Source organism: Pseudomonas sp. CFII64 (genome assembly GCF_000416235.1).
Lineage (GTDB): Bacteria > Pseudomonadota > Gammaproteobacteria > Pseudomonadales > Pseudomonadaceae > Aquipseudomonas.
The window spans coordinates 105932-125071 of record NZ_ATLO01000026.1; the positions used below are offsets into that span (position 1 = coordinate 105932).

The following is a 19140-nucleotide window of genomic DNA, read 5'->3' on the forward strand; positions in this document are numbered from 1 at the left end:
TGACGTTTGAAGCTCTGGCCAATCCTGTTATTGATCTTGCTGCCATTGACCGCGCAGGCCATTGAAATCGGCGACCCTGTGCCGTCATGGTCTCTGCTGGATCAGTTCGACCAGCCTTACGCGATGGACCAACACAAAACCCAGACGATTCTGGTCGCCAGCAGCATGAGCGCCGGCAAGACCATGGAAAAGGCTCTCAAGGACAAGCCCAAAGGCTTTCTCGAAGCGCGCCGCACGGTATTCATCGCCGACATCAAGCCGATGCCCGCGCTGATCACTCAGTTTTTCGCTGTGCCAAAAATGCGCAAGGTGTATTCCTATCGCGTGGCGCTGGACCGCGAAGCCTTGATTGCGCCAGGTTACGGCGGCGACGCCAGCAAAGTGCAATGGCTGCAACTCAAGGACGGCAAGCTGGTGGAGCGTCGGGAATTCAACGGCCCGGACGAATTGCGGGAGGCGCTTGAACAACCATGATCGGCGCGCAGGTCTTGACTGCGGAAACCATGACCACAGCCTGGCTGCTATACGTGCCGGTGTTGTGCTGGGCCATCTGGCGTTCGCCCTGGGTTGAGCTGTTCACCGACAGCCGCCGTCAGCATTTGCTGTTCGGAACCGTGTTCGCGCTGTTTTTGCTCTGGCTGGTGCGGCGGGATTTCGACACCGGCGTGTCGTATCACTTCATCGGCATGACCGCCGTGACCCTGCTGCTGGACTGGCCTTTAGCGCTTGTTGGCGGGCTGGTGGCGCAGTTGGGATTAGTGGCGCTGGGTCGCCAGGATCTGGCCGCACTAGGCGTCAACGGCCTGCTGTTCATCGGGCTGCCGGTATTGGTCACCGAAGCCTGCGCGATCCTCGTCGAGCGGGCGCAACCGAAAAGCCCGTTCGTGTATATCTTCTGCTCGGGATTTCTCGCGGCGGCGCTGGCAGCATTGCTGTGCCTGCTGCTGGCGTTGGGGCTGTTGTGGTTTGAAGGGCTGTTCGAAATGCCGATCTGGCTGTCGGACTTTATCGGCTACCTGTGGCTGATCATTTTCCCCGAAGCCTTTATCAACGGCATGATCGTCAGCGCTCTGGTGGTGTTCAGCCCTGAATGGCTGGAGACCTTCAATCGTACGCGTTACCTGTCGGCGCCCTGGAATGACGGGCGCTCAGGCGACGACACCTGAGCCGTGCCCGGTGCCGCGTTGATCAATGGCCGCGTTCGGGCAAATCACCGGAAAACAATTCGTCTTCGGCATCCGGGCTGACCGGGATCGCGTGTTCTTCCGACGCCCAGGCGCCCAGGTCGATCAGCTTGCAGCGGTCGGAGCAGAATGGCCGGGCAGGGCTGGCGGCGCTCCATTCCACAGGTGCGCCGCAGGTTGGGCAATCGACGGTTTTTGCTTGGCTCATGACTGGCCTCCAGACAACGTTAAATAGAAATGATGCAGCCGCTCGACTTCGCTTTGCAGCCAGGCGTGATCGCGGTCGTTGACCAATACATCGTCGGCATGGCTCAGCCGCTCTTCGCGACTGGCCTGCACCTTGAGAATCGCCTGGACCTGCTCTTCGCTGGAGCTGTCGCGCAGCATGGTGCGCTGCACTTGCAGCTGTTGCGGCGCGTCGATCACCAATACGCGGCGGGTCAGCTTGTATTGACCTGACTCGATCAACAGCGGCGAAACCAGAATCGCGTAGGGCGAAGTCGCACTGGCCAGATCACGCTGGATTTCTTCGCCGATCAGCGGATGCAGCAGGGCTTCCAGCCAGCGGCGCTGCTCGGCATCTTCGAAAATCAGACCGCGCAGGGCGCTGCGATTGAGGGTGCCGTCGGCTTGCAACACCGTGGGGCCGAAATGCTCGACGATTTTCGTCAGCGCAGGCCGGCCCGGTTCGACTACCCAGCGCGCGGCGTGATCGGCATCGACCACGTGAACGCCAAGGCCGATAAAACACTGCGCAGCCGCGCTTTTGCCGCTACCGATGCCGCCGGTAAGGCCGAGAATCCAGGGTTTGACAACGCTGTTGGTCATTTGAAACCGGCAAACTGCAAATAAGAGGCGGTTATTTGACCACCCCAGAGCAAAGCGATCCAGCCTGCAATGGCCAGATAAGGACCAAAGGGGATTGGCGTGCTGGTCGCGACGTTGCGCATACGCAGCATGATCAGGCCCAGAATCGCGCCCACCAGCGAGGACAAGAGGATGGTCAGCGGCAAAATCTGCCAGCCGCCCCAGGCGCCGAGCATGGCGAGCAACTTGAAATCACCCTGGCCCATGCCTTCCTTGCCGGTGACCAATTTGAACAGCCAGAACACCGACCACAGCGTCAGATAACCCGCCACCGCGCCCCACAGCGCATCGCCCAGGCTGGTGAACAGCCCGAACGAGTTGACGATCAGGCCCAGCCACAGCAACGGCAGCACCAGCGCATCCGGCAGCAACTGATGGTCGGCATCGATCAGGCTCATCGCCAGCAAACCCCAGGTCAACACCAGCATCGCCCCGGCCTGCCAGCCAAAGCCGAAATGCCAGGCGATAAATGCCGACAACACGCCACACGCCAATTCCACCAGCGGGTAACGCTTGCTGATCGGCGCCTTGCAGCTCGAACACTTGCCGCCCAAAAACAGATAACTCAATACCGGCAGGTTTTCCCAAGGGCGAATCTGATGGGCACAATGCGGGCAGCGCGAATGCGGCAGGATCAGGTTGAACGTTTCCCCCGCAGGCTCGGCGGGCAGACCAAGCATTTCCCGGGACTGCGCTTTCCAGTCCTGCTCCATCATTTTCGGCAGGCGATAGATCAGGACGTTGAGGAAACTGCCGATTAACACGCCCAGGATGAGTGTGGACAGGATGAAGGCGAGGGGGGAGGTGGCGAGAAAGTCGAGGAGGGACATGTTTAGACGACGTTTCCGAGTTTGAAAATAGGCAGATACATGGCAATGACCAATCCGCCGACAAGAACACCAAGCACAGCCATGATCATCGGTTCCATCAGGCTTGTAAGGCTGTCGACCATATTGTCGACTTCGTCTTCGTAGTAGGTGGCGACTTTGTCGAGCATGTTATCGAGTGCGCCGGATTCTTCGCCGATGGCGGTCATTTGTATCGCCAGGCTGGGAAACACTCCAGCTGCGCGCATGGAGAAGTTGAGTTGCATGCCAGTTGAAACGTCTTGACGGACTTTCATGACGGCGTTTTTGAAAACGACGTTGCCGGTGGCGCCAGCGACGGAATCCAAAGCTTCGACTAAGGGCACGCCAGCTGCGAAAGTGGTAGAGAGCGTGCGCGCATAACGAGCGACTGCCGATTTATAAAGCAGGGGTCCAACAACTGGCAGTTTCAACAGACCTCGGTCGATGCTGTCGCGAAATTTTTGCGACTGTTTGTGCGCCCGTTTTAGAAGAAAGTAGGTGGCAAACATTGCTCCAAGAATGATGAGCCACCACTCCTGAACGACATTGGAAAGGCCAATCACCATCAAAGTAAATGTTGGCAAGTCCGCACCGAAGCTCGCAAATACTGACTGAAACTGCGGTACAACCTTAATCAGCAAAATGCCGGACACGATAAAGGCAACGACCAGTACGGCAATAGGATACGTCATTGCTTTTTTTATCTTGGCTTTGAGTGCTTCGGTCTTTTCTTTATAGGTGGCTACCCGCTCCAGCAGGGTTTCCAGTGCACCAGCCTGTTCGCCTGCGTCCACAAGACTGCAATACAACTCATCGAAATATTGCGGTTTTTGCCTCAGCGCAGTGGCAAAGCTATTGCCAGCAGCGACTTCCTGTTTGACGTCATTGATCAGCTTGCGCATGTTCGGGTTGTCTGCGCCTTCAATGATGATGTCGAAGGACTGCAGCAGCGGTACACCGGCTTTCATCATTGTCGCCATTTGCCGGGAGAAGAATGCAATGTCCAACGGCTTAATTTTCTTGCCCTGGCCAAAAATCGAGACGGATTTTTTGCGTACCTTTAACGGGTTGATACCTTGCTTGCGCAACTGAGCTTTAATCAAGGCAACATTATGCCCGGTCAGTTCGCCGGTCATTTTCGTGCCTTTCTTGTCCGTGCCTTCCCATGTATACGTGCCGACTTTTACTGCTTTGCTGGCCATGGTCAGTCCTTGGTCACGCGGTTGACTTCTTCGAGGCTGGTTATGCCTTGCATGGCCTTTCTCAGGCCCGATGTACGCAGATCATTGAAGCCGTCCTTGCGCATCTGAATGGAAATATCCAGGGAGTTGCCCTCTTCCATGATGATCCGTTCCAGCGCCGGGGTTTTCTTGACCACTTCGTAGATCCCGACGCGGCCCTTGTAACCGCCATTGCAAAGATCGCACCCAACCGGCGCGTATATTTTGAATTTGCCGATCTGGTCTTCCGGGAAGCCTTCCTTGATCAGGGTTTCCCGGGGAATATCCGCTTCTTTCTTGCAATGGGGGCACAACTTGCGCGCCAGCCGCTGGGCAATGATCAGGTTAATGGCCGTGGCGATGTTAAATGCCGCGACGCCCATATGGTGCAAGCGAGTCAGGGTTTCCGCTGCACTGTTGGTGTGCAGGGTCGACAATACCAGGTGACCGGTCTGCGAAGCCTTGATGGCGATCTCTGCGGTTTCCAGGTCACGGATCTCGCCGACCATGATCACGTCGGGATCCTGACGCAGGAAGGCGCGCAGCGCTTGGGAAAAGTCCATTCCTTGACGCGGATTGACGTTGACCTGGTTTATACCTTCAAGGTTGATCTCGACCGGGTCTTCGGCGGTGGAGATATTGATATCCACGGTGTTGAGAATATTCAGCCCGGTATACAGCGATACAGTCTTACCGGAACCGGTAGGCCCGGTGACCAAAATCATGCCCTGAGGCTGGCGCAACGCTTCCAGGTACAGTTCTTTTTGCTCTGGTTCATAACCCAACGCGTCGATACCCATCTGCGCGCTGGTAGGGTCAAGAATCCGCATTACGATCTTCTCGCCCCACAGCGTCGGCAGGGTGTTGACCCGGAAGTCGATGGCTTTGGTTTTAGAAATGCGCAACTTGATGCGCCCGTCCTGCGGTTTGCGCCGCTCGGAGATATCCAGGCTGGCCATTACCTTCAGGCGTGCAGCGATGCGGCTGGCGAGATGGATCGGTGGCTTGGCCACTTCATGGAGGATGCCGTCGGTGCGCAAGCGCACCCGAAACATTTTTTCGTAGGGTTCAAAGTGCAAGTCCGATGAACCGAGGCGAATTGCATCCAGCAACATTTTGTTGACGAACCGCACCACCGGCGCATCGTCTGCATCGCCTTTGGTGGAAAGAGTGCTTTCTTTGCTGTCGTCGGTTGTTTCGATTTCCAGACCTAGATCAACATCCGTCAGATCACCCAAACCGCTACTGGAGTCGAAAAACTTTTCGATAGCATCGCTGAGCTTATCGTCTTCGACCAGAATGGCCTCTGTCGTGAGGCCGGTATTGAACTGAATGTCGGTAATGGCCTGATGATTGGACGGGTCCGAAATTCCGACAAACAGCTTGTTGCCACGCCGCCAGAGAGGCAGCGCCTGATGCTGGCGAATGAGTTTTTCGCTGACCAAACCTTTGGGCTGGCTGTCCTTGTCCAGGCTTCTCAGATCGAAAAACGGGATCCCGAATTGGTCCGAAGCCATTTCCGCCAGTACCAGCGCCTTGACCAGCTTGTTCTGGACCAGATAACTGACCAACGAAACCTTGTCACGGCGCGCTTGCTGAAACGCCTGCTGCGCAGCTTTTTCATTCAGAAGTTCGGTAACAACCAGTTGTTTGGCCAAACCGGTGAGGACGACATCACTCATAAAACCACCAGACACAGACAGTGCGAGGTTTATAGCGTAGTCGGGCGATGCTGCCAATGACGTATGGCAATGTGACGTAATTTGTCAGTTTGTGCGTAGAAGCTCACGCTGAGAACATCGACCTCAAGGCAAAGCGAGTAATAGAAGGCGTAAGTATTATGTTGGCACGACCTATGCTTTTGTCTCCGCAGGCAACATCTTATTGACGTAGCGGAGCGGTACCCATGAAGGCACAAAAAGGTTTTACTCTTATCGAACTGATGATCGTTGTTGCGATCATCGGCATTTTGGCGGCCGTCGCGCTGCCTGCATATCAGGATTACACCATTCGCGCCAAAGTTACTGAAGGTATGGGGCAGGCTGCATCTGCCAAGCTTGCAGTAACGGAAGCTGCTGCATCTCTTGGTGGTGTTGCTAACGTTACACAAGCAAACTCCGGGTACACTTTCACTCAGGTCACCACCGGCACCAATACGTATGTCGCGTCAGTAGCGATTGCCGCTGGCGGTGCAATTACAGTTGTAACGCAAAATACAGGCGCTGCGACGCAGCCGTCATTTACCCTGACGCCAGTTCAAGCAAGTGTTAACGACCAAATCACTTGGACGTGCGCTTCGGCCGCTGGTGAAGCGAAACACTTACCTGCTAGCTGTCGTTAAGCGATTGGCTTTTGAGGTACGGCTCTACTAGCGTTGGATATTTCAAGCCGAAATAGCTCAGCCCGGTAGAGCAGCGCACTCGTAACGCGAAGGTCGCAGGTTCGATTCCTGTTTTCGGCACCAGCTTCATGATTTACCCGTTTCACGCTTCACCTACCTACACCGCCGCAAACGAAAAGCCCCGCACATGCGGGGCTTTTCGCGTTATAGCGGTCGTCGATCACATCTCTTCCAGCACAACCACCGCGTCAGACATTCACCTGATACAGCCCGAAATGCCGCCCATCAACGCAGCGCACATCTGGTCCGTCGATAAAAGCCATGTCGTGGCCGTCGTGGTCGACGAGGCGTCTGGGTGAGCAGAGGACGAGGATGCCGATGTCGCCGCTCCAGTCGCGGCGCGGGTCGTGTTCGAGGTAGGCGTAGACCCGTCGGTTCTGGATGCGCCAGACGGGGTTTTTCTGATCGGGGTCTTTTACGTCGTAGGTGGCGGCAGGGTCGAAGACGAAGTTGGCAGTCATGGCAGTGTCCGTTTTCAGGCGTGGCCGACTGCACGTAAGACCAGGTCTGTTCAGTTGTTGGAGGTTGATGTCTGGTTGGCGGTTAGCCAGATGCATTCGGCCAGTTGCAATGACAGGTCGGCCGATTCTCCATTGGCCAACGCTCTGCAGGCATTGCTTGCCCATTCCTGGTATTCGGCGAAGGTGAATACGCCGGTACGCTGAAGCTCCAGCAGCCGTCCGCAAAAGATGCCGATGCGGAAGATGCGGGTCGCGACTTCGTCGGGTTGCCCCAACTCCTCCAGTGCCATATGGAGTTCAAGTCGTCGTTGGGTTTTCAGCGATTCATCCAGGTTGTCGTTCATTGCCGCGACCCCAGTCTGGCGTAATACGTGCGCACATCTTCGGTAGAAGTTAGTACAAATTCGTGCAAGTGCAGCGCCGCTCGTCGCCGCTGTCCGCGTCTCTCTCCCAAGCGAGAACCACTTGTCAGCAGAGCCTTACATCGCCTGCAAAAAAATCATCTGTGGCTACACTGGCTGCAGGTCTTCCAGGCATCCCAGCGGGCTGCATCTCTAGGACAGGCCTCGCGGGTCGTTGTCGGAATTCGAGGGTTTCTCTGTGTCGCTCCTGATCTCTTTGATGATGACGGGAACGATCCGGTAGGCATCCTTCACGTAACGCTTGCCCAGCCGCCGTGGCTCATGAATGAAACGATGCAGCCATTCAAGTGACAGGCGTTGCATCCATTCCGGCGCGCGCCTGACTTTCCCTGAAAGAAACAGCAGCGACGCGCCAACGCAGAGGCCAACCCCGACCGCCGCGCGACCTTCGAACACGCGCAGCGCAAGTATTTCCTGGCGCGGCGAGCCGACTGAAAACACCACCATGCGCGCCGGATGTTGATTGATGAAATCAACGGCGCGCTGGATTTCCCGGGCGTCGTCGATGAAGCCCATCGGCGGGTTGTAGTGGCGGAAGGTGATCGAGGGATGCATCTGCTGCAACGTGGTGATGACTTCCTGTTCACAGCCGATGACCGTCACCGTCCAGCCGCGCTCCTGCGCAATCTGGATCATGTCCCGCGTCAGCGTACTGCCGGGAATCGCTTCGGCGATGTCGGCGTGCAGTCGATTCAACAGCGGGAAAAGTACCCGGCTGTCGCACAGGCGATAGGCGGCGTAGCTGTAAGCCCGGCGCAATTCCTTGTCGTGTTCGAGCATCACCACGTGGTCGACGTTTGGCGTCACGACGTAGCGAAACGACCTGCTGCTGAGCACGGTCAGTTCGCGGACGAGATCCTTTCGCTGCCGATGATAGAACTCGATGCCGAATATTTTCATAACGTGGTCCTTGCGCTTGATCGCCGTAGCTCACGGATTTTCCGAAGGGACTTGCCTGACGCATCTGCCTGGATGCACCCAAACAAGGGGGTCAGCTCACATGCTCGATTCACTGGACACCGCCGCAACGGCGACGCTTGCAAAGCCATCGGTGACAACGCCCGGCGGCATCGACTGGACGGGCAAATGGCTGCTCGTCGTCGTGCTGTTGCTGCTGTCCTTTGCGGCCAATGGGCAAAAGGCCGCGAGGCAAGCGCCGATGGTCTTGATCAACGTCTCGGGTGCGGAGTTTTCCGAGGGCGTCTGGCCGGGAGAGAACGGCACGCATTATTTTTTCCCGGACGAAAATTATTTCGATAAATGGCAAGCCAAAGGCATCCGCGCGATTCGCTTCCCCATGCGCTGGGAACGTTTGCAGCGCAAGCTCGGGGGCGAGCTGGACGAAACCTATGCCTCGCTGATCGACAAGATGCTGATCCAGGCTGAGCGGCGCGGGATCAAGGTCACGCTCGATGTGCACAACTTCGGCCGTTATGAAAATGAAGTGCTGGGCAGCAAGAACGTACCGATCACGGCTTACCGGGATCTGCTGCACCGGGTGTCGCTGCGCTGGCGGGATTTTCGGGCGCTGTACGCCTACGACATCATGAACGAACCCCATGATGAGGCTGACGAGCATTGGCCCAAGGCCGCGCAGGCCGGGATTTTCGCCATACGCGCCAATGACTGGCACCGCCCGATCATCATTGAAGGCCGTTCCTGGTCCAGTGCGACGCGTTGGCCCCAGCACAACGATGCCTTGCTGGACCTGAAAGATCCGTCCAACAACCTGATTTATTCCGCCCATCTGTATTTCGATGAAGACGCCAGCGGGCGCTATCAGAAAGTCCTCGGGCAGCGCTTCGATCCGGACATTGCCGTGAAACGCGTCCGGCCATTTGTCGAGTGGCTGGAGAAAAACGGCAAGCGGGGCCAGATCGGCGAAGCCGGATTCCCGGCGGATGACCCGCGCTGGGGGCAGGCCATGGACCGTTTGCTGGCCTACCTGCAAGAAAAATGTGTGCCGCTGGCGTATTGGTCGGCGGGTTCCGCGTGGGGCGATTACTCGCTGTCCATTGAGCCGGTAAACGGCCGTGATCGTCCGCAATGGCCGGTGCTGGCCAAATACCTGGTGGCGCCGCATTGCACGGTGACCCGGCGTTAGGTTTTGGCCAGCTCCGCAGTCCTGCTGCGCTGCGTACCGTCGGGCAGCCAGCTAGCCCTCGCCGCTGCTGGCGAATCTTGGGTGCGGGCGTAATAAACGAACGCAGCGATGGACAGCCCGGTGATTTCCCCGCCATACATGATGGTGTTGGAGAAGAAAAAATTGATCCCGTTGAACCAGAATGTCAGCTGCAACGCGTTGAGCAGATCGCCTTTTTTCCGGCAATAGGACATGAAGCGCAAGAAGCCCAGGTAGTAGATCAACGCGATAACCGGCGTCAGGAAACCAAATCGGTAATAGACCCCGAGCAGGCCGACATCCGACAGATAAAAATAGCCGTTGTACAGCCGCGAGAAACCGCCTTGCCATTGCAGGGACAGCGCGCCCATGCCAATCAGACCGTTGCGCGCCACTTCCTCGACCACGATTTGCGTGGTGATATTACGCACGCCCGGCTCCCGTGCCTCGAACAACAGCGCATCGAATCTGCTCAGTTGCGCCGCGAAAAAATCCGGCGCGAGAAAAAAAGCCGCCAGCAGCACGGCGCTTGTCAGGATGCCGAGTTTGACCAGCAAGCCGACCCGGCTGCGAAAAATCCAGATCCCCGCCAGCGCCCAGATCAGCATGGTGTTGCGCGTCTGAATCACCAGCCAGAGATACGACGCGAATAACAGTAACAACGCGATGGCGAACCACGACATGGATCGTTGCAGGCGATACATCAGCATGAAAGCGCAGGCGCTGACATAAGGCGCGCCAATGCTGAAGCGATTGGGCCGCAAGGGATTGATGCCGTAATCCTTTTCATCGACGGTAAAGCTGACGTCGTTGTTTTCCGGCAGTACGCCCCAGTAATACAGATAACCCACCACCACGCAGGCCACGGCGCAGCAGAGCATGAACCTCTCCAGCTGTTCCTGGGTGGGATGGGCTTTGATCAGCAAAAACAGCATCGGGAAGAACAGTAGATAAAGAAAGCTGCGGCGCTCTTCCAGCAAGCCAAAGCCCAAAGGCTGGCCGAAGTTCAGCGCCGCCAGCAGCGCTGAAAGCAGCGGCAGGACCAGGCCAAAAAATAGTATCCACAGGCCTGCGCGCGATTGCTGGGCGCGGCTCCAGGTCAGCAATAAAACCAGAGCGCCGAGCACGATGGCGACGATAAACAATTCGCGCAGATACGGGATGCCGGCCTTTTTATCGTCGGTCAGGAACAGACACGCCGAGTTCATCAACAACAGCAAGAACAGCAAGGCGCGATAGGCAAAGAGTTTGCGAATCATCGGAGATGTCTCTCAATGCAATTCGATGAAGAGAGGGCTTTTGTGGGAGAGGACTTGTCCTCGATTGCCAGTCCAGACGACGCCGATCCGCATGCCCATATGCAGTGCCGAAACTACAGCTATCGAGGACAAGTCCTCTCCCACAGTGACGCTCCAACGGGACCTGCGCTGCTCAACGCCAGGAAAACACCAAGCCTTCGCCGATGCCCTTGATCCCATACCGAATGTTTTTCAGGTTGTGGCGGTTTTGCAGGGCGGTGATTGCCGTCAGGGCCAGCGCCGAAAACAGGTAGCAGGGCATTGAGTGGAATTTTTTGTTGTACATGATCGCGGCGCGGTTTCGATAGAAATGGAACATATGACTGCGGTTCTGGGTGCTGGCGCTGTCGCCGTGGCGGGCGAAGCTGCGTGTCGCCACCTGACAGGTAAAGCCCAGGCCGGCGGCGCGGCGTTGCCAGTCCACTTCTTCGGAGTACATGAAATATCGCTCATCCATCAGGCCGACACGCTCAATGACGTCGCGCTTGATCAGCAGCGAAGCGCCCATCAGGTAATCCGGTTTCGGCAGTTTGCCAAGGTGCTGGCCCAGTTCGTCGCGCCCCAGGTTCTTGCCGACCAATCGGGCCTTGCCCAACCACGGATAAAGCTGCCCGCCGCCGACACACTGGACGATCTCCGGATGATCGGCATAGACCAGAATCGACGCGCAAAACCCGCAATGGGGGTCGCTGTCCAGAGTCGACAGCAGCGCTTGCAATGAGTCTGCTTCGACGGTGATGTCGTTGTTCAGCAGCCAGATGTGGTCGTAGCCAGCGCGGAACAAGTAATCGATGCCCACGTTGTTGCCGCCGGCATAGCCATAGTTGCCTGCATTCCTGATCAGGCAAGTGCGGTGTTGGTCTGAATGTTCGCCGATCTGCTCCTGCGTGCCGATCCAGGTATCGCCATCGGTTCGCGTGCTGAAATAGTCGGTCAGGCGCTGGTAATCCGCAGCCTCGGAATGGTTGTCGACCACCACGAGGGGAATCGCGCAGTAAGCGTCCACTGAGCGCACGCATTTGATGGTCTGTTCAGCGCCGTTCCAGTTGAGGATCAGCGCGCATACGTTAGCCGTGGCCATGTTCGGATGACTCCTGCGCAGACGAGGGATCGCGAAGCGACGGATCTTGATTTCGACGCCAGCGCCGGGCCTCAAACAACACCACGACGATCAGGCTCAGGTTGATTGCGGTATTGGCGGCCGCGAAAGCCATCACCACCGCCAGGGCATTCTTGAACACCAGCGCGCCGACAAATACCGCGATCACTCGCAATGTGGTGCTGACAATCTCGAACACCAGAAAGCGTTTTTGCAGGGTCAGCGCCGGAATCGCCACTGCGCAGGGCCCTGCGATGAAGCCAGCGAACTCCGCCAACGCCAGCCAGCGGGCATATTCACCAGCGGCCGCCCATTGCGCGCCGAACACCAGCCCGAACAACCAGGGGCCGGCCAGCGCCAGTGTCGCAAATGGCACGATGCCCACCAGCGCCATGCCGGCCACGCCGCGCACCAACAGTCCGGTCACCGCTTCATCGGCGTGAATCGCCTGGGTAATGCGCGGGTAATAAACGCTGCCGACCGCCTTGCCGATAAAGTTGCTCGGCATGCTCAGCACTTGCAGGCACAGGGCGAAGAATCCCGCCGAGACTGCGCCGAAGGACGCCGCCAGCACCAGCGTCGGCATGTGCACGGAAAGGGCATTGATCAGCACCTGCGGCGCGCGAAATAGCGGGAAATCCCGATACTGCCCAGCGAGTTTGGTCAGGCTGGCGGAGGTTGACGGGTGGGCCGTTGCGAGGTTGGTTGCGGCGGGTTTGAAGGTCATGCCCAGCAACAATAATGCGCTGTGGATCAGGTAATACAGCGCGCTGGTCACCACCAGCACCGGGGCCGAAGCCTGCACCAGTCCGGCCAGGCTGCGCGTTGCGTTATAGACCAGTGCATGCAAGGTTGCGCCGCGCGCGGTAAGGCTGAAGCGCTGGGTTCGATACAACCATTGCTGGGTGATTTCCAGCACGGCGGCGCTGAACATCACGATGGGCAGCAGCATCAGGTAAGGGGTCAGAATGTCGATGCCCAGCGCGCTGGCCATCGCTGGCCCCTGAACATACAGGAGCAGCGCGGACAGACTCGCAATGCTCAGCGCCACCCACAGCGAAAGGCGGATCAGGCCCCGAGCGTCGGTGTCGCTTTTGGGCAGGACAATCGCCATGGGGTACGTCAGCGCACACGCCGGAATCAGGATGATGGTCAGGCTCTGGAAGGTGCCGACCACGCCGAACGCCTCCGGGCCGTAGATGCGCATGATCACTGGAATCAGCGCCAGGTTGATCGCCTGCGCGCCGGCGCTGCCAGACACCGCTGTAGCGATGTTGCGCAGCAGGCGTGCGCGGGCCGCCTGTCGCCAGCGCCCACGCCAGCCGCTGTCTCGACCTGGCAGTACGGCAGCGCCTGATTCCGGATCAGCCATGTCCGTCTCCATATCAATAGATGTTGCGCGAGAACAGCGTGAACGGCGTCTTGAGCAGGATTTTTATATCCAGCCAGAGCGACCAGTGATTGATGTAGTCCAGGTCCTTTTCCAGACGCTCTTGCATCTTTTCCAGGGTTTCGGTTTCGCCGCGAAAGCCGCTGACCTGCGCCAGGCCGGTGATACCCGGCTTGATGCGGTGGCGTGCGGTGTAAGCGAGGATTCGCGCGCCGTAATACTGGTTATGCGCAATCGCGTGCGGGCGCGGGCCAACCAGGGCCATTTCGCCGCGCAGCACATTGATCAACTGGGGCAGTTCGTCCAGCGAAGTGCGGCGCAGAAAAGCGCCGACCGGCGTGACCCGTGGATCATCGCGGGTCGCCTGTTGCACGTGATTGTCCTCATGCACGCGCATCGAGCGAAATTTCCACACGTTGATCACCTCGCCGTTGCAGCCATGCCGGGGCTGGCGAAAAAACACCGGGCCGGGTGACGAGAGCTTCACCGCCACGGCAATCACCGACATCACCGGCAGCAGCACCAGCAAGGCGAGCAACGCGAGGCTGCGGTCGAACATTTCCTTGCCCAGGGTGGCGGCGGGATGAGAGCTGCGCGGCGTTTCGTTGAGGTAAATCGCCGGGAACTGTTCGATCTGGGAAACCGATTGATTGAGCAGCAGCATGCTGCCGAAATCCGGCACCCAGACCACGTCGACATTGAGGTCCAGCAAGTTCAGGTAGATGGATTCGATCTGCGTGATCATGTTCAGCGCCAGGGCGATGTACACGCGGCGCACGTGATCGCTGATGACCAGTTCCCGCAGCTGCGCCAGTTCGCAGAGCACCGGAGGCTGGCCGCCTATCGACGAAACATCGGGTTCGGTCGCGACCAGTCCAAGCACCGGAACCCGCTGCCGCAGCTGTTCCGCCAGGGTGTAGGCCATGGGGCATGTGCCGATGATTACCGAGACTCGTTCCTTGCGCAGCCAGCGCGAATGCAGGCTGACCAGATAACGCAGGGGCAGGTACGTCGCGCATTGCGCCAGACAACCCGCGACGGCGACTTCGTAGAGCAAGCCCTTGTCCAGCTCGCCAGGGTCCAGGCAAGCCAGTGACAACACCGCGAGCGCGGCGACCAGCAGCAGCCAGCCGCCGAGCAGGCGCAGCAAACCCATCAGGTAGCCGAAGCGCTTGTGATAGACGTGCAGCGCGCTATAGATCGGCACCGAAGCGAGCACGCCGACGATGACCAAAACCCGGTAGGCGTAGGGAATCGCGCCGGTCGCCTGATAGACAATGGCGCAAGTCACGAGCGTGGTCAGACCCATGGCGCAGGCCCATTGCGCCCAGAACGTCAGGCCGCGTCGATTGACCGACGGATGTAGCCGTTGAGCAAGCATGGTGGATATCTCCCCGATAGGTGGCATGGCGCAGTTGCTCGCCCTCGGCAGCGGCGAGTCATAAAACGCATGCAGCGGCCAGAATGTGCAGGCGATAACGTGCTCAACCGCGTCATGACGACGGCGGCCCAAGATGCGCAATTACGCCTTACTGGGTGGTTTCACGAGGCAGATAACGGTAGTGCTGGCTGTATCCCTGGCGTCCTTTCAACGGGGTAATCTGATTGAGCACCACGCCGGTCAGCGGAGCGCCGTTTTGCAGAAGTTGGTCGATGCACTGATGCACCAGCGGAGCGGGCGTGCTCTCGGACTTGATCACATAGATCGCCGCGTCGGCCATGGCGCAGAGCACCGCTGCATCGCTGACCGCATCGCTGGCCGGCGAGTCGAGAATGATCCGGTCGTAATGCTGCCGAGCCCATTCGATGAAGCGCCCGAAGTTGGCCGAGGCCAGCAGTTCCAGCGGGTTGGGCGGTATTTCGCCGGCGGTGAGAATGTCCACCTGGCCGACACGGTGGATGCAGGTATCTATTTTTGCCTGACCGGTAATCAGGCTGGCGAGGCCGGGCTGTCCGGCGTTCATGCCCAGATTGCGCGCCAGGTTGGGGCGGCGCAGGTCGGCTTCGATCAACAGCACCCGTTCCAGTTGGCCCAGGGCAAACGCGAGGTTGACCGCAATGGCGCTCTTGCCTTCGCCGGGCAGGGTCGAGGTGATGACCAGCAGGCTGCGTCGCTGCTGGGCATCGCCGAGCATGATCCCGGTACGCAAGGTGCGGATGGCTTCGGTGAAGTCGGCGTCGTCATTGCGTTCGAACTGCCGGGAAATGCTGCTGCGATTTTTCTTCTGCAACAGGGGCACCAGGCCCAGCACGGGCAGGTTGAGTTTCCTGGCGATGTCTTCACCGGATTTGAAGCCATTGTGCAACGTGTCGCGCAGCAGGAAATACACGCAGCCGAGCACTAGCGCCAGCAGCGCGGTGATCGACGCAATCAGGGATTTTTTCGGTGCGCTGGGTTCGCTGGGCATGATCGCGGGGTCAACGATTCGCGCGTTGCTGACGCCGATATCAGCGGTCGCGGTGGTCTCGCGCAGCCGGGTCACGAAGGTGTCGTACAAGGTGCGATTACTGTCCACGTCCCGTTGCAGCTCGCGCAGTTTGAATTCCTTGCGCGAGATGTCCTGGATCTGCGCACGACTGGTATCCACTGATGAGCGCAAGGATTCTTCATTGGCGCGCGCCAGCTGGTAATTACGTTCAAGGCCCGCCACCACCTGATCGACCTGACCGCGCAGACTCGCCTGCGCGGCCGCGAGGTCCGAACGCGCGGCGATCATTTTCGGATGGCGATCCCCATAACGACGCGACAGTTCGTCGACCTTGGCTCTGGCTTGCGCTTCGTTGGTCTGGAATTGCTGGATCACCGGATTGCCGATCACTGCGGGCACGCTGGACAGGTTGGCCAGGCTTTTCGAACCGAGCATCGACTTCACTTGGGCGTACTGGCTTTGCGCTTCGGCACGCTGGCGGCGCGCATCAATCATGCGATCACTGGTTTTCGACAGCTCGTTGGCGCTGAGCGTGACCACGCCGTCCACGTCCACCAGGCCCTCGGCGTCGCGGTAGCGTTGCAGTTTGTTTTCCGACTCCTGCAGTTGCGTGCGCAACTCGATCATCCGGCTGTTCATCCATTTCGACGCGTTCAATGATTCATTCATTTGCGCATCGAGCCGGCTGTCCAGATAGCCGTGAGCCAGCGCGTTGGCCGCCAGCGCAGCGGTTTCCCGGTCGGCCAGGCTGACGCTGATATTGACCAGCTGACTCTTGCCCTGAGCGCCGACGCTGGTGCGGTCCATCAATTCCCGGACGGTGGCGTCGAACACTTCGGTCGGGGTCATGCTGCGACTGGCAAGCCAGCTGGCGGGAAAGGCGCTTGGGTAAAGTCGGGCCATTGCCGCGCGCGCGTCGCGCAGCAGATGCAGACGCTGGCGTGGATCGAACTCGGGATGTTCGGTCAGATTCAACTGGCGCACCACACGCTCGGCCACGGCGCGACTCTGGATCAGCGTGATCTGGGTTTGCAGGTAGTCGACGGCGGCGTTGGGCGAATCGTAGGTCGGCTGCTGAAACGTGATCAACGTCGCCCCTTTTGGCTCGATGACCAACGATGCCGTGGCGCGATAGACCGGCGTGATGTTTTGCAGGATAAGGATGACGGCCAGGGTCGCGGCTGCCGCCAGTGCGGCGATGCGCCATTTATGCGTCCAGAGGATCAGGCCGAGCTTGCGCGAGTCGATGAAGTCGCGGTCGTCAACGATGGGCACGTAATGCTGCGGCAACCTTGGGTTGCTCAACGTCATCTGGTCCATGTCAGAAGAACCCCTGTTCAATGGTGATGGTGTCGCCGGGTTCGACCAGCGTGTTCAGGCTCGCCTTCTGGCTGCTGCGTCGCGTGTCGGCGCCGCGCACGATGTAGATACGTCGGTCCGAAGCGCGCTCGGTCAGGCCGCCGGCCAGGGCAATCGCCCGATCCAGCGTCAGGCCCGGTTCGAACGGGTAGCCACCGGGCAACTTCACCTCGCCGCTGATGTAGAACGGTCGATAAGCCAGCACGCTGACGGAGACGCGGGGCGCAACCAGATAGCCGTCCTTGAGTTTGTCCGTGAGCAAGGCCTCGACTTGACCTGGCGTCTTGCCTTTGGCGTTGACCTCGCCGATGAAGGGGTAGGAAAAGGTGCCGGCATCGTTGAGCCGGATTTCCGCGAAGCTGAGGTCCGTTTCCCCAAAGACATTGATCCGCAGAATGTCGCCTGAGTTGAGTTGGTACTGGGGCGCAGCGAATAACGGGCTACTGAGGATGAGCAAAAGCGCAATACGGCAGAACTGGCTTAGAGACATGGTTTTTCCCTCCAGGTACTCCAGTTGCTTCAGGGCTCAAAGGCTCAAATCGAAGTTCAACAGATAGACATTGCGCGTGTAACGCTCGTCGCTGACGTTGGAATCGTTATGCCAGCGCCGATAGCCAAGGCTGATGTCGGCCCAGCGATTGACGGCGTAGATCAGCGACGCGCCATAGTCGTCCAGCGTGTCGTCGCGGCTCAGGCCCAGGTATTCGCGCTCGGCGTGACGGTAGTCGAGCCTTGAGGAAATCCAGCCCGACCATTTGTGGGTCCAGCTCAAGCGGGTGCTGGTGGTGTGCACTGTGCTGGCGCCGTCGTCACCTTCATCGAAGGCCTTGCGCATGTTCAATTCAAAGGTGGAATAGGTGCGCGGCTTCCAGGCCAGGCCGACTTCCCAGGTCGGGCTGCTGCGGTCGCTGACCGCGCCGCTGTCGAAATCCTTGCGTTCATAGCCCACGCGCAAACTGCCGCTGGTCTTGGCCGTGACATCCCGGGTGAAGCCGATCAATGCCGCGCTGCCGGTGCTGTTGCGCGGGCTGCCCGGCATGACGTAGTCGTAGTCACTGCGACGCAGCTCGAACAACCCTCGGGTGCGCCCGCCAAGCCGGTGATACCAGGTCGCGACATAAGCGCGGGTGTCGTGCTCTTCGTCTTTGTTGAGATCGCCGCTGTTGCGATAACGCAGCTCCTCATATTCGGCCGAAACATCAATCTGGTTCATGCCGCTCTGCGTGCCAAAGCTGTAACCGAGCAGCGCGTTTTTGCGGGTGTATTTATCGTTTTCCAGCGGGTCGGCGGTATCGGCTGTTTCCTCGGCACGCTTATAACCCAACTCCCATTTCAACCGATTGCGCGAATCGAACTCCAGCACGCTTCTAAGTGCTATTTTCTGATCCACATGGTTGGCGTCGGCGTGATCGTGAAAGGTCTCGCTGTCCACGGCGTATTCCAGTTGGTACGCACTTTTGCGTGTTTGCGCTTCCAGCAGGAAAGTGGGGCGCAGCGAAGTAATCCACGATGACAAAGTGCCGTTGTGGAGGGTGCGAAAGTTATCGTCATACCGTTCACCTACCTTCAGCGTCGGCGTGAACTCAAAACCACCGACTTCAACGCTCTGGGGTTTACCGGCCATGGCCGACATCGGAAAGGGCGAAAGGACAAGCAGGGCCAGCCAGTTTTGCCTGTTCATTTGCATGATCCGTATACGCCGCACGAACACGCGCCGCGCAAGGGAGATCGCCGTTGCGCGGAAGTGTTGATCACGACGAGCTTGTCTGGGAGAGAGAGTCTGGAGTTGCCGAATAACGGGTAGGCTACCGCACGAGTCTTACTTTACTCGGATAGATCCAGCGCCTAAAACGTTTGGCGATAACAGTAATTTCGCTTTTATTAAATATTCGGAATGCAAGACAAGCGCAACCGTTCGGAGTCGTGCAGTGACAAACGGTATTGACGATATTTAATATTGAAACAGTGAATCGATTTGTCATCGGCGGATAAATAAACTTAATGAGCTGTTCTGCTGTTTCCAAGTATGTAGACGCTTTC

At 58.5% G+C, this 19140-nt stretch carries 19 protein-coding genes and 1 tRNA gene; 5 read left to right on the forward strand and 15 right to left on the reverse strand.

Annotated elements, in window-relative coordinates:
• Positions 1-6 precede the first annotated feature (6 nt).
• Both CFII64_RS12080 and CFII64_RS12085 read left to right on the forward strand, forming a co-directional pair.
• Positions 7-474 (forward strand): hypothetical protein, encoded by a 468-nt coding sequence (locus CFII64_RS12080; RefSeq protein ID WP_020291060.1) that lies wholly within the window; start codon positions 7-9, stop codon positions 472-474.
• On the forward strand, positions 471-1166 hold the full coding sequence (locus tag CFII64_RS12085) for an energy-coupling factor ABC transporter permease (RefSeq protein WP_020291061.1): 696 nt from the start codon (positions 471-473) through the stop codon (positions 1164-1166). Before CFII64_RS12080 ends, CFII64_RS12085 begins: the two co-directional genes overlap by 4 nt.
• 22 nt (positions 1167-1188) lie before the next feature.
• Here the strand turns inward: CFII64_RS12085 and yacG are convergent, their stop codons facing one another.
• The 5 genes from yacG to pilB are packed head-to-tail and all read right to left on the reverse strand — an operon-like array spanning position 1189 to position 5801.
• Entirely contained in the window at positions 1189-1392 is a 204-nt protein-coding gene (yacG, locus tag CFII64_RS12090) for a DNA gyrase inhibitor YacG (protein ID WP_020291062.1), read from the reverse strand.
• Complete coding sequence (gene coaE / locus CFII64_RS12095; protein WP_020291063.1) at positions 1389-2012, reverse strand: dephospho-CoA kinase; 624 nt, start codon at positions 2010-2012, stop codon at positions 1389-1391. The genes yacG and coaE overlap by 4 nt, the downstream gene beginning before the upstream one ends.
• Complete coding sequence (locus CFII64_RS12100; protein ID WP_020291064.1) at positions 2009-2881, reverse strand: A24 family peptidase; 873 nt, start codon at positions 2879-2881, stop codon at positions 2009-2011. The genes coaE and CFII64_RS12100 overlap by 4 nt, the downstream gene beginning before the upstream one ends.
• A 2-nt stretch (positions 2882-2883) precedes the next feature.
• Positions 2884-4101: a type II secretion system F family protein gene (locus CFII64_RS12105; protein ID WP_020291065.1), complete on the reverse strand. Its 1218-nt coding sequence runs from the start codon at positions 4099-4101 to the stop codon at positions 2884-2886.
• A 2-nt stretch (positions 4102-4103) separates the two neighbouring features.
• Positions 4104-5801: a type IV-A pilus assembly ATPase PilB gene (gene pilB, locus CFII64_RS12110; protein ID WP_020291066.1), complete on the reverse strand. Its 1698-nt coding sequence runs from the start codon at positions 5799-5801 to the stop codon at positions 4104-4106.
• A gap of 224 nt (positions 5802-6025) precedes the next feature.
• Here pilB and CFII64_RS12115 point away from each other — a divergent pair, with 224 nt between their 5' ends.
• Positions 6026-6460, forward strand: a complete 435-nt coding sequence (locus tag CFII64_RS12115) for a pilin (protein WP_020291067.1) — start codon at positions 6026-6028, stop codon at positions 6458-6460.
• Positions 6461-6506: 46 nt separating this feature from the next.
• A tRNA-Thr gene (locus CFII64_RS12120) sits at positions 6507-6583 on the forward strand.
• A gap of 125 nt (positions 6584-6708) precedes the next feature.
• On the opposite strand, the gene CFII64_RS12125 is transcribed toward CFII64_RS12120, so the two are convergent.
• The 3 genes from CFII64_RS12125 to CFII64_RS12135 all read right to left on the reverse strand — a co-directional run bounded on the left by CFII64_RS12125 (position 6709) and on the right by CFII64_RS12135 (position 8303).
• Positions 6709-6981: a hypothetical protein gene (locus CFII64_RS12125; protein ID WP_020291068.1), complete on the reverse strand. Its 273-nt coding sequence runs from the start codon at positions 6979-6981 to the stop codon at positions 6709-6711.
• 50 nt (positions 6982-7031) lie between these two features.
• The gene (locus CFII64_RS12130) at positions 7032-7325 is read right to left on the reverse strand and encodes a hypothetical protein (RefSeq protein WP_020291069.1); all 294 of its coding nucleotides are present in this window, start codon (positions 7323-7325) and stop codon (positions 7032-7034) included.
• A gap of 210 nt (positions 7326-7535) precedes the next feature.
• Positions 7536-8303: a WecB/TagA/CpsF family glycosyltransferase gene (locus tag CFII64_RS12135; protein WP_020291070.1), complete on the reverse strand. Its 768-nt coding sequence runs from the start codon at positions 8301-8303 to the stop codon at positions 7536-7538.
• 100 nt (positions 8304-8403) lie between these two features.
• Between CFII64_RS12135 and CFII64_RS12140 the strand changes: the two genes are divergently transcribed.
• On the forward strand, positions 8404-9507 hold the full coding sequence (locus CFII64_RS12140) for a glycoside hydrolase family 5 protein (RefSeq protein WP_020291071.1): 1104 nt from the start codon (positions 8404-8406) through the stop codon (positions 9505-9507).
• Here the strand turns inward: CFII64_RS12140 and CFII64_RS12145 are convergent.
• The 7 genes from CFII64_RS12145 to CFII64_RS12175 all read right to left on the reverse strand — a co-directional run bounded on the left by CFII64_RS12145 (position 9504) and on the right by CFII64_RS12175 (position 18781).
• Entirely contained in the window at positions 9504-10784 is a 1281-nt protein-coding gene (locus tag CFII64_RS12145; protein WP_020291072.1) for a hypothetical protein, read from the reverse strand. The two genes, CFII64_RS12140 and CFII64_RS12145, sit on opposite strands and share 4 nt — an antisense overlap.
• A gap of 172 nt (positions 10785-10956) precedes the next feature.
• A complete protein-coding gene (locus CFII64_RS12150) occupies positions 10957-11904 on the reverse strand; it encodes a glycosyltransferase family 2 protein (RefSeq protein WP_020291073.1) in 948 nt (315 codons plus the stop codon).
• On the reverse strand, positions 11891-13294 hold the full coding sequence (locus tag CFII64_RS12155) for a lipopolysaccharide biosynthesis protein (RefSeq protein WP_020291074.1): 1404 nt from the start codon (positions 13292-13294) through the stop codon (positions 11891-11893). Before CFII64_RS12155 ends, CFII64_RS12150 begins: the two co-directional genes overlap by 14 nt.
• Before the next feature lie 13 nt (positions 13295-13307).
• Positions 13308-14693, reverse strand: a complete 1386-nt coding sequence (locus tag CFII64_RS12160) for an undecaprenyl-phosphate glucose phosphotransferase (protein ID WP_020291075.1) — start codon at positions 14691-14693, stop codon at positions 13308-13310.
• A gap of 148 nt (positions 14694-14841) precedes the next feature.
• Positions 14842-17061 (reverse strand): polysaccharide biosynthesis tyrosine autokinase, encoded by a 2220-nt coding sequence (locus CFII64_RS12165; RefSeq protein ID WP_020291076.1) that lies wholly within the window; start codon positions 17059-17061, stop codon positions 14842-14844.
• Position 17062: 1 nt separating this feature from the next.
• A complete protein-coding gene (locus tag CFII64_RS12170) occupies positions 17063-17590 on the reverse strand; it encodes a polysaccharide biosynthesis/export family protein (protein ID WP_020291077.1) in 528 nt (175 codons plus the stop codon).
• Between the two features lie 36 nt (positions 17591-17626).
• The gene (locus CFII64_RS12175) at positions 17627-18781 is read right to left on the reverse strand and encodes an outer membrane beta-barrel protein (protein ID WP_020291078.1); all 1155 of its coding nucleotides are present in this window, start codon (positions 18779-18781) and stop codon (positions 17627-17629) included.
• Positions 18782-19140: the final 359 nt, after the last annotated feature.